This is a genomic window from Pseudomonas sp. R15(2017) (assembly GCF_002112685.1).
Taxonomy (GTDB): domain Bacteria; phylum Pseudomonadota; class Gammaproteobacteria; order Pseudomonadales; family Pseudomonadaceae; genus Aquipseudomonas; species Aquipseudomonas glycinae.
Map to the genome: position 1 here is coordinate 14,205 of NZ_NEII01000020.1, position 13,352 is coordinate 27,556.

At 60.9% G+C, this 13,352-nt stretch carries 10 protein-coding genes and 2 tRNA genes; 4 read left to right on the forward strand and 8 right to left on the reverse strand.

The genetic code is table 11. The features are described 5' to 3' along the window. Positions 1–5 precede the first annotated feature (5 nt). From CAF77_RS27785 to rnr, 5 genes are all read right to left on the reverse strand, one after another. On the reverse strand, positions 6–896 hold the full coding sequence (locus CAF77_RS27785; RefSeq protein ID WP_064379107.1) for a hypothetical protein: 891 nt from the start codon (positions 894–896) through the stop codon (positions 6–8). Between the two features lie 36 nt (positions 897–932). Further along, a complete protein-coding gene (gene rpsR, locus CAF77_RS27790) occupies positions 933–1,163 on the reverse strand; it encodes a 30S ribosomal protein S18 (protein WP_002551829.1) in 231 nt (76 codons plus the stop codon). Positions 1,164–1,191: 28 nt separating this feature from the next. Then, entirely contained in the window at positions 1,192–1,620 is a 429-nt protein-coding gene (gene rpsF / locus CAF77_RS27795) for a 30S ribosomal protein S6 (RefSeq protein WP_007950702.1), read from the reverse strand. A gap of 306 nt (positions 1,621–1,926) precedes the next feature. Continuing rightward, a complete protein-coding gene (rlmB, locus tag CAF77_RS27800; RefSeq protein WP_064379106.1) occupies positions 1,927–2,694 on the reverse strand; it encodes a 23S rRNA (guanosine(2251)-2'-O)-methyltransferase RlmB in 768 nt (255 codons plus the stop codon). Continuing rightward, entirely contained in the window at positions 2,691–5,321 is a 2,631-nt protein-coding gene (gene rnr, locus CAF77_RS27805; RefSeq protein WP_064379105.1) for a ribonuclease R, read from the reverse strand. Before rnr ends, rlmB begins: the two co-directional genes overlap by 4 nt. Before the next feature lie 225 nt (positions 5,322–5,546). Here rnr and CAF77_RS27810 point away from each other — a divergent pair. From CAF77_RS27810 to CAF77_RS27825, 4 genes are all read left to right on the forward strand, one after another. After that, positions 5,547–5,633 (forward strand) — tRNA-Leu (locus CAF77_RS27810). 181 nt (positions 5,634–5,814) lie between these two features. Further along, positions 5,815–5,901, forward strand: a tRNA-Leu gene (locus tag CAF77_RS27815). A gap of 192 nt (positions 5,902–6,093) precedes the next feature. Continuing rightward, positions 6,094–7,104 (forward strand): extracellular solute-binding protein, encoded by a 1,011-nt coding sequence (locus CAF77_RS27820; protein WP_064379104.1) that lies wholly within the window; start codon positions 6,094–6,096, stop codon positions 7,102–7,104. Beyond that, complete coding sequence (locus tag CAF77_RS27825) at positions 7,104–8,669, forward strand: iron ABC transporter permease (RefSeq protein ID WP_064379103.1); 1,566 nt, start codon at positions 7,104–7,106, stop codon at positions 8,667–8,669. The genes CAF77_RS27820 and CAF77_RS27825 overlap by 1 nt, the downstream gene beginning before the upstream one ends. A 41-nt stretch (positions 8,670–8,710) precedes the next feature. Here the strand turns inward: CAF77_RS27825 and CAF77_RS27830 are convergent, their stop codons facing one another. The 3 genes from CAF77_RS27830 to CAF77_RS27840 form a co-directional block, all read right to left on the reverse strand. Next, entirely contained in the window at positions 8,711–10,645 is a 1,935-nt protein-coding gene (locus CAF77_RS27830; protein WP_041475493.1) for a methyl-accepting chemotaxis protein, read from the reverse strand. Between the two features lie 140 nt (positions 10,646–10,785). Further along, complete coding sequence (locus tag CAF77_RS27835; RefSeq protein WP_064379102.1) at positions 10,786–12,075, reverse strand: adenylosuccinate synthase; 1,290 nt, start codon at positions 12,073–12,075, stop codon at positions 10,786–10,788. Positions 12,076–12,129: 54 nt separating this feature from the next. Further along, positions 12,130–13,317, reverse strand: a complete 1,188-nt coding sequence (locus tag CAF77_RS27840; protein ID WP_011332186.1) for an ATP phosphoribosyltransferase regulatory subunit — start codon at positions 13,315–13,317, stop codon at positions 12,130–12,132. Positions 13,318–13,352 lie beyond the last annotated feature (35 nt).

A 13,352-nucleotide genomic window follows, 5' to 3' on the forward strand; every position in this document is an offset into this window, starting at 1 on the left:
AACTTTTAACCTTCACCGTTCGCGTTATCGGTGTCTTTCGACACCCGACCGCGAAAATCAATCAGGCTGTCGACAATGGCCAGAACCACGAGCAACGGATAGATCAGCTGCATGAACAGCAACAGCGTTACGTACAACCCCACCAGCCAGAAACCGGCCAGTCGCCTTTGCGCCACCAGCCCGTGAATCAGGGCCAGCCCGGCGAACACCAGCGGTACACTGCACAACGGCGTCAACATGGCCATCTGTGCACCGAGATTCGGGCCCAGAAGCATCAACGCCAGCAGTAACATCGCCGGCCCCAGCGGGATCCGGATGGCGCGAAACTCGCGACCAAAACCACCCGGGTTGTACAACAACGCCTGCCAGTAACGCCCGACAATCAGGCTCAGCACGCTGACGATCTGCAACAAGGCCGCAATCAGGCCGGTGAGGACCGGTGCGATCAGCGACGCAAAACGCGCCTGCTCGTCTACCGACAATTGTTGGTAGGCATCACCGAGAAGCGCGGGCATGACCTTTATCAAGGCCTGCGCCAGCATCTCGATCTGGGGCGCGAACGCCGCCCCGAGCACCACTGAAAACACCAGCCCCATGGCTACGCTGACCAGCAGCGTACGGACCCAGGATTCGCTTGCGCGCAACACCAACGCAAGCCCCGAAGCCCCCAGCAGCACCAGAAGTGCCCGTGGGTCATCGGCATACAACCACCAGATCAATGCCGGCAGCAGTCCCAGTGACACGACGCCCAGGGCGTCGGCCAATCCGCGCCGCAGAAGCACCAGGCTCCCGGCGGCAGCACCCAACCAATACAACAACGGCAATGTTGCACACCCGGCCACTACGAGAGTGGCCTGCATACGGCCGCGCATGATGAACTCAGCTAAGGCACGCATGCATTCAATCCTTTGCTACTTGTCGACTGCCCGGTCTCAGCGGCCGTGGCTGTCGGTGTAGGCCAGCAGGGCCAGGAAGCGGGCGCGCTTGATAGCGGTGGCCAGCTGACGCTGATAACGAGCTTTGGTACCGGTGATGCGGCTTGGAACGATTTTGCCGGTCTCGGATACGTAGGCTTTCAGAGTGTTGAGATCTTTGTAATCGATCTCCTTCACGTCTTCAGCGGTGAAGCGGCAGAATTTACGACGACGGAAGAAACGTGCCATTTGATAGGCTCCTTAAAAGGTCCGTGGATTACTCGTCAGCGTTATCGCTGTTGTCGCTGTCGCTATCGCTGTCATCGCCATCGGCGCTGCCATCGTGCTCAGGACGTTCGCGACGCTCACGGCGCTCACTGCGGTTTTCTTCAGCCTTGAGCATCTCGGACTGGCCGGTAACGGCTTCGTCGCGACGGATGACCAGGTTACGGATCACAGCATCGTTGTAGCGGAAGTTGTCTTCCAGCTCGGCCAGGGCCTTGCCGGTGCACTCAACGTTCAGCATCACGTAGTGAGCCTTGTGAACATTGTTGATTGCGTAGGCCAGTTGACGACGGCCCCAGTCTTCCAGACGGTGGATTTTGCCGCCGTCTTCTTCGATCAGCTTGGTGTAACGCTCAACCATGCCGCCGACTTGCTCGCTCTGGTCAGGGTGGACCAGAAAGATGATTTCGTAATGACGCATGAATGCTCCTTACGGGTTGTAGCCTGCCGCTCAAAAACGGTCAGACAAGGAGTGAATGACACTTATGGACTTGCTGGCGCGGGGCACATGGATGCCTGCCGCCACAGCAAGGGGCGCAATTGTAGAGAAGGGACTGAAGAGGCGCAAGGCAATTGGTGATTATTTGAACAGTCACACTTTCTGCCACACCACAAAGCACTGTGGGAGCGGGCTTGCTCGCGATAGCGGCTTAACATCCAACAATGATGCTGAATGTAACTCCGCTTCGCGAGCAGGCTCGCTCCCACATTTTGGACTGCGTAAGGCTTAAGCCTTCTTGGCAGCCGCCTTGGACTTGGCACCACGCTGGCGCTGGGCCTCGAACAGGCAAACACCCGTTGCAACCGACACGTTGAGACTGCTGACGCTACCGGCCATCGGCAAATGCACCAGGTAATCGCAATGCTCGCGGGTCAGGCGACGCATGCCTTTGCCTTCGGCGCCCATAATCAGAATGGTCGGGCCGGTCAGGTCCTGGTCATAGATGCTGACCTCGGCCTCGCCTGCCGTGCCGACAATCCACAACCCGCGCTGCTGAAGTTTTTCCAGGGTTCGCGCAAGGTTGGTGACGGCCACCAGCGGAATGACTTCCGCCGCGCCGCAAGCCACTTTACGCACCACAGGGGTCAGGGTGGCCGACTTGTCTTTTGGCACGATGACCGCCAGCGCACCGGCAGCATCCGCCGAACGCAGGCAGGCGCCGAGGTTGTGCGGATCGGTCACGCCGTCGAGCACCAACAGCAACGGCGCGCCTTCGGTGCGATCAAGCAGCTCGTCGAGCATCGCTTCGCCCCAGACCTGGCTCGGACTGACGTCCGCCACCACGCCCTGGTGCACGCCTTCGACCCAGGCGTCCATTTCGCGGCGCTCGGCCTGACCGATCTGGACCCGGTTTTCGTTGGCCAGTTCGATTAGCGTCTGCACGCGCGGATCATTGCGGCTTTCGGCCAGCCAGATCTGCTTGACGCGTTTTGGGTGGTGACGCAGCAACGCTTCTACCGCGTGAACGCCGTAGATTTTTTCCAACTGACTCATGACTTCGCCTTCGGTTTACGCGCCCCGCCGCTTTTGGCTGGAGCGGAACCCGCTTTTGGCGGGCCTTTGCGGTGTTTGCTCGGTTTGGCTGGCTTGCCGCCGGAGGCCTTGTCAGGCGCCGACCGTCCGGTCTTTCCCCCGGACGCCGCTTTACCACCGTTTTTGGCGTCGGCCAGCAAGGCCTTCTTCATTTCACGGCTTTTGCGCAGCTCGGCGTTTTTCGCCACGGCATCGCTTGGACGATAGGCCTCGACAGCCTTTTCCTTGGCCGGACGACGGCTGGCGGTTTTTGCCGGAGCCTTTTCTTCCACAACCTTGGCTGCAGGAGCGGTCGTCTCGGTGCCACGCTTCTTGCGGCCGATCGGCGCGCTGATGGTTTTTTCAGCCATCTCGAAGTCGATCTTGCGCTCGTCGAGATCGACGCGCATGACCCGCACTTCAACGGTATCGCCAAGACGGAAGCTGCGACCGGTGCGCTCGCCCGCCAGGCGGTGATGCACAGGGTCAAAGTGGTAGTAATCGCCCGGCAGCGCCGTCACGTGTACCAGACCTTCGACATAGATATCGGTCAGCTCGACGAACAGGCCAAAACCGGTCACGGCAGTGATCACGCCCGGGAACGATTCGCCCACGCGGTCCTTCATGAACTCGCACTTGAGCCAGTTCACTACGTCGCGGGTCGCTTCGTCGGCACGGCGCTCGCTCATCGAGCACTGCTCGCCGAGTTGCTCCAGCGCTGCTTCGTCGTACGGATAGATGCGCGCCTTCGGAATGGTCATCGCACCGGCACGGCGAACGTGCGGGGTGTCCTGTTTCGAATGGATCACGCTGCGGATCGCCCGGTGCGTGAGCAGGTCCGGGTAACGACGGATCGGCGAGGTGAAGTGGGTGTAGGCTTCGTAATTCAGGCCGAAGTGGCCTTCGTTCTGGGCGCTGTACACCGCCTGACTCAGGGAGCGCAGCATCACGGTCTGGATCAGGTGGAAATCCGGACGATCCTTGATGCTGGCCAACAGGGCCTGATAGTCCTTCGGCGACGGACCATCCTTGCCTTTGTGCAGGGATAGTCCGAGCTCACCGAGGAACGCGCGCAGCTTTTCCAGACGCTCCGGTGGCGGACCGTCGTGGACGCGGTACAGCGCAGGGATTTCGTGTTTTTTCAGGAATTCGGCGGTGGCCACGTTGGCCGCCAGCATGCATTCCTCGATCAGCTTGTGCGCGTCGTTACGGGTGGTCGGACGGATCTCGGCAATCTTGCGCTCGGAACCGAAGATGATCCGGGTTTCCTGCGTTTCGAAATCGATCGCGCCACGCACGTGACGAGCGGCCAGCAATACCTTGTACAGCGCATAGAGCTGCTTGAGGTGCGGCAAGACGTCGGTGTATTCACCGCGCAACTTGCGCCCTTCGGTGGCTTTTGGCGTTTCCAGCATCGCGCTGACCTTGTTGTAGGTCAGACGGGCGTGGGAGTGGATCACCGCTTCATAGAAGCAGTAGTCGGTCATTTCGCCGGACTTGGAGATGGTCATCTCGCAAACCATGGCCAGACGATCGACATGTGGATTCAGCGAGCACAGGCCGTTGGACAGCTGCTCCGGCAGCATCGGCACCACACGCTCGGGGAAGTACACCGAGTTGCCGCGCACCTGGGCTTCGTTGTCCAGAGCCGAACCGATCTTCACGTAGCTGGAAACGTCGGCAATCGCCACATACAACTTCCAGCCGCCGGAAAACAGGCGCAGCTTGCCTGGCTTGGCTTCGCAGTAGACCGCGTCGTCGAAGTCGCGGGCATCTTCGCCGTCGATGGTGACGAACGGCAGATGGCGCAGGTCGACGCGCTTCTCTTTGTCTTTCTCTTCGACTTCCGGCTTGAGCTTGCCGGCTTCCTTCAGAACGGCTTCAGGCCAAACGTGCGGAATGTCGTAGGTGCGCAGGGCGACATCGATTTCCATGCCCGGCGCCATGTAGTTGCCGACGACTTCAATCACATCGCCTTGCGGCTGGAAGCGCGGGGTCGGCCAGTGGGTGATTTTCACCTCGACGAACTGACCGATCTGGGCGTTGGCGTTGCGGCCCGGGGTGACCAGCACTTCCTGCTGGATCTTCGGGTTGTCCGCAACAACGAAGCCGATACCGCCTTCTTCGAAATAGCGGCCGACGATGCTTTCGTGGGCACGGGACACCACTTCAACGATCACGCCTTCGCGACGACCGCGACGGTCCAGGCCGGAAACACGGGCCAGAGCACGGTCGCCGTCAAACACCAGACGCATTTGCGCCGGGCTCATGAACAGGTCATCGGAGCCGTCATCCGGCACCAGGAAACCGAAGCCGTCGCGGTGACCGCTGATGCGACCGAGGATCAGGTCGAGTTTGTCCACCGGCGCATAGGTGCCACGGCGGGTATAGATCAGTTGAGCATCGCGCTCCATGGCGCGCAGGCGGCGGCGCAGGGCTTCGATCTGGTCTTCTGTGGTCAGACCAAACTCTTCGACCAGTTGCTCGCGGGCAGCAGGCGAACCCCGATCAGCAAGGTGCTGAAGGATCAGTTCGCGGCTGGGAATAGGGTTTTCGTATTTTTCCGCTTCACGAGCGGCCTCGGGATCGAGGGACTGCCAATCGGCCATTAGAGAGTTTTCACCTTGTCTATATGCGGGTTAGTTTGGCATAGGCGCCATCAAACGGGAAATTTCCGACTATATAAGGCACGTCTGGGGCCTTGTATCGTCGCCTGAAGGGCGTTTTGAACACCGCCGGTAAAAAAAATCATTTTTTTTGCTGACAGGGGTTTACAGTTAAAAAGGCGCTCCGTATAGTGCGCGCCATCGACGACGTACACACGTTGACGAGATGCCCAGGTGGTGAAATTGGTAGACACGCCAGCTTCAGGTGCTGGTGACCTTACGGTCGTGGAAGTTCGAGTCTTCTCCTGGGCACCAATTTCGAGTTTGAGACTAGATCAGTTTCAAGACTCCCACAAAAACCCGCGAAAGCGGGTTTTTTGCATTCTGCTTTCCAGCTTTTTCTGAGAATGATTTATTAAAATCAAATCAGGGGTTTACAGATCAAAAGGCGCTCCGTATAGTGCGCCACATCAACAGCGGCAACGCTGAAGATGAAGCCCAGATGGTGAAATTGGTAGACACGCCAGCTTCAGGTGCTGGTGACCTTACGGTCGTGGAAGTTCGAGTCTTCTTCTGGGCACCAATTCAAATTCAAGGTCACGATCTTGAATTTCACAAAAACCCGCGAAAGCGGGTTTTTGCGTTTCCGGGGTTTGGAAAAGCTTGAGAGCCGACACCTGGCAAACACTACCTCTCCTCGCAAAGCGCACTTGAGAAACAATATCGTTTATCATTGTTGCAAGTTTTTGCAATGCGACAGTGAGGAACCCTGCGAATGATGTTTCGAAATACCCTGCGCCGCGGCTTGACCTTCACCCTGCTCGGCCTGGCACTCGCCACTCCCCTCACCCAGGCTGCCGACGCGGTTTCCCTGACTCTCTACAACGGTCAACACAAGGAAGTCGGCGACGCGATCGCCAAAGCCTTCGAGGCCAAGACCGGCATTCACGTCAATGTACGCAAGGGCAGCAGCAATCAGCTGGCCAGCCAGATCATCGAAGAAGGCGACCGCTCCCCCGCCGACGTCATCTACACCGAAGAATCCCCACCGCTGAACAACCTCGGCGAACAAGGTCTGCTGGCCAAGGCTGACGACGCGACCCTGGCCGTTCTGCCGAAAGAATACGTCGCCGGCAACGGCACCTGGATCGGAGTGACCGCCCGGGTTCGCGTGGTGGCCTTCAACCCGAAACTGATCGACGAAAAAGATTTGCCGAAATCGGTGCTGGATTTCGCCGATCCGCAGTGGCAAGGCAAGGTCGGCTTCGTCCCGACCAGCGGCGCATTCCAGGAACAGGCCGTGGCGATCATCAAAAAGCACGGCCGCGAAGCCGCCGAAGAATGGCTGACCGGCCTGCGCGCATTCGGCAAGACCTACAGCAACAATATGGTCGCCCTCAAGGCTGTGGAAAACGGCGAAGTCGCCACGGTGCTGGTAAACAACTATTACTGGTTCGCCCTGCAGCGAGAGAAAGGCAAGCTTGATTCTAAACTGCATTACTTCACCGGCGGCGATGTCGGCGGCCTGATCACCGTGTCCAGCGCAGCCGTGCTGAAGTCCAGCAAACATCCAAAAGAAGCCCAGCAATTCCTCGCCTACATGGCCAGCGAAGAAGGTCAGCGTGTGATCACCCAGACCACCGCCGAGTACCCGCTGCACAAAGGCATGGAATCGGATCGCGGTCTCAAGCCGTTCAGCGAACTGGAAGCACCGGACGTCACGCCGGCCGACCTGGGCAACGCCGAAGAAGCGCTGGAGCTGGAACGCGAAGTTGGCTTGAACTGATGACGGCATCGTTATCCGCCCCCGCTACACGCGGGGGTTATACGCCACGACGCAAGCGGCCGTCGATCTGGCTGGTGCTGCCGGTGTTGCTGTTGGTGGTCATGAGCCTGTTGCCGCTGGCCTACGTCGGGCTCAAAGCCTGGCAGGCGGGCTGGACCGAAGCGCTACATTTGCTGTGGCGCCCGTATGTGTTTGGCCTGCTGCGCAACACACTGGCACTGATGGTTGGCGTGACCGTGACCTGCGGTGTGATCGGCCTGTCGCTGGCCTGGCTGTTGGAGCGCAGCAATCTGCCGGGCCGACAGCTGTGGGGCGTGATTCTTTGCCTGCCGTTCGCAGTGCCGGCATTTGTCAGCAGCTTCACTTGGGTTTCGCTCAGTGCCCAGTTCGAAGGACTCGGCGGGGCGATCCTGGTGATGAGCCTGTCCAAGTACCCGCTGATCTTTCTGCCGGTAGCCGCCACACTGCGCAATCTTGATCCTTCTCTTGAAGAATCGGCGCGCACACTCGGACAGAATCGCTGGGGCGTGTTTTTCCGCGTCACCCTGCCGCTGCTCTGGCCTTCGCTGCTGGCCGGTTCGCTGCTGATTGCGCTGCACATGCTGGTGGAATTCGGCGCACTGTCGATCATTGGCCTGCAAACTTTCACCACAGCGATCTATCAGCAATTCGAACTGGAATTCAGCAATGCCAACGCGGCGATGCTGTCGGCGGTATTGCTGGCGCTGTGCTTGATGCTGTTGTGGCTGGAGCTGCGGGTGCGCGGCAAGGGCCGGCACGTACGCACCGGTCAGGGTGCGGCGCGTCGAGCTGAACAAGTGCGACTGGGCCCTTGGGCGATCGTCGGTCAGCTGTATTGCCTGATGCTGGCGATTGTCGGCAGCGGAGTTCCGCTGGGCATGCTGGCCTACTGGCTCGCCGTGGGGTCGTCAGCGGCCTTCCCGGTGGCGGCAATCACCGAAGCATTGCTGTCGTCGCTGGCGCTATCGCTGGGTGGCGCGGGATTGTGTCTGGTGCTGGCAGTGCCGGTCGGGTTGCTGGTGGTGCGCTACAAAGGCCAACTGGCGATCTGGGCCGAGCGCCTGCCCTATCTGCTGCACGCCCTGCCGGGATTGGTGATCGCCCTGACGCTGGTGTATTTCGCCCTGCATTACGTGCCGGCGCTTTACCAGACCTCCGCGCTATTGCTGATCGCTTATGCACTGCTGTTTCTGCCACTGGCTCAGGCACCGATCCGTACGGCGCTGAACAAGGCGGCGCCGCAACTCGAAGAAGCCGCCCGCACGCTGGGCGCCTCTTCGTTCACGGCTTTCTGCCGGGTGACTCTACCGATCATCTTCCCGGCCCTGGGCGCAGCGTTTGCGCTGGTATTTCTGGATGCCATGAAGGAACTGACGGCGACGTTGCTGCTAAGCCCCACAGGGCTCAACACATTGGCGACGGAAGTCTGGGCGCACACCGCGAATGTCGAGTTCGCAGCCGCAGCGCCTTATGCGGCGCTGCTTATTGTGGTGTCAGGGTTGCCGGTGTACCTGCTGACGACCCGGATGTATTTGAGCCGATAAAAAAATCGCAGCCGAGGCTGCGATTTTTTTTGCCCGGACTATCAGGCCCGGAACTGCCCCAGACTGGCCTTGAGCTGCGCCGCCAGACCATCCAGCACCTTGCCGCTGGCCGTGGTCTCGACCACGGCCTGAGCGGCTTTCTCGGCCTGGGCATGAATCGTCTCGACGCGCCCACGCACAGCTTGCGCGCCTTGCGCCTGATGCGCCGCGGCCTGAGTCGCCAGGCCAATCGCCGCATGCACCTGCTCGACCGACGCCTGCACCGACTGCTGCAAACGCGCGCTGTCACGCAGCACCAGCAAGCCTTCGCTGGCCTGACGCCCGGCCTGACCGATCGCCTCGACCGCTTCACGGGCGCCCTGCTGCAGGGCCACAATGTGCGCCTGGATGTCACCGGTGGAGCTTTGGGTCTTGCTCGCCAGCGCCCGGACCTCATCCGCCACCACCGCAAACCCGCGCCCGGTTTCACCGGCCCTTGCGGCCTCGATCGCAGCGTTGAGCGCCAGCAGGTTGGTCTGCTCGGCGATGCCGTGAATCACGGTCAGCACCACTTCGATCTGCTCGCTCTGCTGCGCCAGCCGCTCGATGACTTTCGCCCCGGTATCGACCTGCCCCGCCAGTGCCTCAATCAGGCTGCCGACCTTGGCCGAGGTGCGAGTGTTCTCGTCGGTGGCCTGGCGAATATCCACCACCTGCTTCAATGCGGCCTGCATCGCATGGCTTTCCGATTGCGCTTCATCGGCCATTTGCGACAGCGCCCGCAGACTCTCGGCCACTTCATCGCGCTGCATCCCGGCCGCCGCATCGGCACCGGCGTTGCGCAGGGTCATGGCGCCGATTTCCACACCGGTACGCTGAGCCACATCCCCGGCCTCGCGCACGATCGGCTGCAACTTGTCCACAAAGCGGTTGACCGCCGAAGCCATGTCGCCGATCTCATCCTTGCTGTTGATCTGCACGCGCTTGGTCAGATCGCCCTCGCCCGCCGCCAGATCATCCATGGCGGCGTTGAGCATTTTCAGACGATTGACGACCCGATGACCGAGCACCACTGCCAGCAGCAACAGCACCCCAGCCCCGACCAGCGCCAGGCCCATGCCGATGCGCCAGCGCAGCGTTGCAGCAGCATCCTGCACGGTACTGGTGGTGTTGGCTTTCATCTCGGCAGCCGTGGACTGCGCCGATTGCAGGCGAGCCTGCATGGCGGTGGCACTGTCGGCAGCAGCACCTTTGAGACTGTCGCCCACCAGTTGATCGCTGCTGGCAATCAACGCCGAGAAGCGCTGGTCGAGCGCCGCCAGATCGGTTTCAACCGAAGCGGTGGAGACGCCCATCAACACCTTGCCGATCTCCACGCCATTGGGGTTGATCGAGGCTTCCAGGTAGTAGACCGACGGATCGTTCTTCGCCGCATCCAGCACCTTGTCCAGCGCCCGCTCGCCCTGGCCTTTTTCCAAAAGGGCCTTGTTGATCGGGTTTTCGCGGTTGAGGTAGCGAGTCAGATGCTGGCCGGTGGCGTCGTCATACACCACGAACAGCACGTTGGGATTGCGCTGAGCCCGACGGGCGAATTCGGACAGGGTCGGCACGTCGCTGTCCCACATGGCACGGGGCGCCACCGAGGCCAGCAACTGGGCCATGTCATTGGCCGAATCCTTCAGGTCTTTTTCCAGAGTCGCACGCAGTTGCGCCTGCTCTTCCTTCAGACGCGAGGAAAGACCGGCGGTAAGACGCTGACGGGTACTTGAGGAAAGGTTGTCGAGACTCGACGTGACTTCACGCCCGGCCTGCTCCAGCTCACCGGACAACTTCTGGCTGTCGGCGCCCAAGCGAGTGCCGAGATCGGCTTCCAGCGCGGTGACGGTGCTCCGCGTCAGGGCGACGGCCACCAGCACTTGCACCAAAAGGGCGATACCGAGGGTAACGAACACGGGCCGCAACAGACGGCTTTGTAACAGTGAGAGAACGGCTGACACTTTGAATCCCTCTACTTCTGACGCCATTAATTTGATGGCACTCTTGTAGACAGAATCACAGCAAAGGTCATGCCGTCCAACAGGCATAAACGACAAAGGCCCCGATGAAGGGGCCTTTGTGTTTTTACATCAACGACTTATCAAGCGAACGGATGACGCAGCACGATGGTTTCGTTGCGGTCCGGGCCCGTCGAAATAATGTCGATCGGCGCGCCGATCAACTCTTCAACGCGTTTGATGTAGGCACGCGCGTTGGCCGGCAGCTCTTCCAGAGTCTTGGCGCCCACGGTCGATTCGCTCCAGCCCGGCACTTCTTCGTACACAGGCTGCAGGCCCACGTAGCTGTCAGCGTCAGTCGGGGCAACCGCGTTGCCTTGCGCATCTTTGTAGCCGGTGCAGATGTTGATGGTTTCCAGGCCGTCGAGTACGTCCAGCTTGGTCAGGCAGATGCCCGAGATGCTGTTTACATCGATAGCGCGACGCAGGATAACGGCGTCGAACCAGCCGCAACGACGGGCACGGCCGGTGGTAGCGCCGAACTCGTGACCTTGCTTGGCCAGGTGCGCACCGACTTCGTCGAACAGCTCGGTCGGGAATGGACCCGAACCCACGCGAGTGGTGTAAGCCTTGGTGATGCCCAGGATGTAGTCCAGGAACATCGGGCCAACGCCCGAGCCGGTAGCAACGCCACCCGCGGTGGTGTTGGAACTGGTCACGTACGGGTAGGTGCCGTGGTCGATGTCGAGCAACGAACCCTGGGCGCCTTCGAACATGATGTCTTTGCCGGCGCGACGCAGGTCGTGCAGCTCGGCAGTCACGTCCAGCATCAGCGGCTTGAGCAGCTCGGCGTATTCCTTGCACTCGGCCAGCGTCTTTTCGTACTCGATGGCAGGCTCTTTGTAGTAACCGACCAGCATGAAGTTGTGGTAGTCCACCAGTTCACGCAGCTTGTCTTCAAAGCGCGGCATGTTGAGCAGGTCGCCAACACGCAGACCACGACGTGCAACCTTGTCTTCGTAAGCCGGGCCGATGCCGCGACCGGTCGTACCGATCTTCAGCTCGCCGCGGGCCTTTTCACGGGCCTGGTCCAGCGCCACGTGGAAGGACAGGATCAGCGGGCAGGAAGGGCTGATGCGCAGGCGCTCGCGCACCGGTACGCCTTTCTCTTCCAGCTTGGTGATCTCGCGCAGCAGGGCGTCAGGTGCAACCACCACGCCGTTGCCGATCAGGCACTGCACGCCTTCGCGCAGCACGCCCGACGGGATCAGGTGCAAGACGGTTTTTTCACCGTCGATCACCAGAGTGTGACCGGCGTTGTGGCCACCCTGGTAGCGCACTACGGCGGCAGCATGTTCGGTCAGCAGATCAACGATCTTGCCTTTGCCCTCATCACCCCATTGGGTGCCCAGGACTACGACATTCTTACCCATAACACTTGTCCTCATTCGCGCAAACTTGGTGCCGGCATCAGCCGGCAGGAAAACTCAAGAAGCCAGTGGCGATACTTGCCAAAGCCCGTTCTGCTGGATCAATTGCCGGTCGCAGTCCGCATCACGGGCGGCGGCCAAAGGTTGTCCAGGCAACGCCTGAACGACACGCTGACCCTCACTGCGCAACTGGCAAACCTGCTGCCAGAGTGCCGCATCCGTACTGTCAGGCATCCAGATACCGCCAGACGGTAGCTCGATCTCAGCACGCCCCAGGGTCACCAGGGTTTTCAAATCGGTGGAGAAGCCGGTGGCCGGACGGGCGCGACCGAAGTCGGCGCCGATGTCGTCGTAGCGACCGCCCTGGGCGATGGACTGGCCAACACCCGGCACGAACACCGCGAACACCACACCGGTGTGGTAGTGATAGCCGCGCAGCTCGCCGAGGTCGAAGTACAGCGGCAGCTCCGGGAAGCGCACCGACAGACGCTCGGCGATCGCCAGCAAATCTTCCAGCGCCGCCAGTACCGGCGCCGGCGCATTGGCCAGACGCTCGCGGGCAGCGCTCAGTACTTCACGGCCGCCGCACAGGTCGACCAGCGCGCGCAACATGCCGGACAGATCGGCCGGCAGGCCTTCGGTCAAGGTAATGACCTCGTCGATGGCCTTGCGTTGCAACGCATCGAACAACTGCTGCTCGACTTCACCCGACAGACCGGCCGCCTGGGCCAGACCGCGGTAGATGCCGACATGCCCGAGGTCCATGTGCACGTCCGGCACGTCGGCCAGTTGCAGCATGGCCAGCATCAGGCTGATGACTTCGACGTCGCTGCTCGGGCTGGCATCGCCGTACAACTCGGCGCCCAACTGGATCGGGCTGCGCGAGGACGACAAGGCACGCGGCTGGGCATGCAGGACGCTGCCGGCGTAGCACAGACGGCTCGGGCCTTCGCGACGCAGGGTGTGCGCATCGATGCGCGCCACTTGCGGCGTGATGTCGGCACGGAAACCCATCTGCCGGCCCGATTGCGGGTCGATGACCTTGAAGGTACGCAGATCCAGGTCCTGGCCCGCGCCGGTCAGCAGGGATTCCAGGTACTCGATATGGGGAGTCACGACAAACTCGTAACCCCAGCTCTGGAACAGATCCAACACCTGACGACGCGCGACTTCAATGCGCGCCGCTTCCGGTGGCAGTACTTCTTCGATGCCATCTGGCAGCAGCCAGCGGTCTACCGTTGCCATTACGCCATTCCCCTTAGATCCGGGCGGCCAGCCCG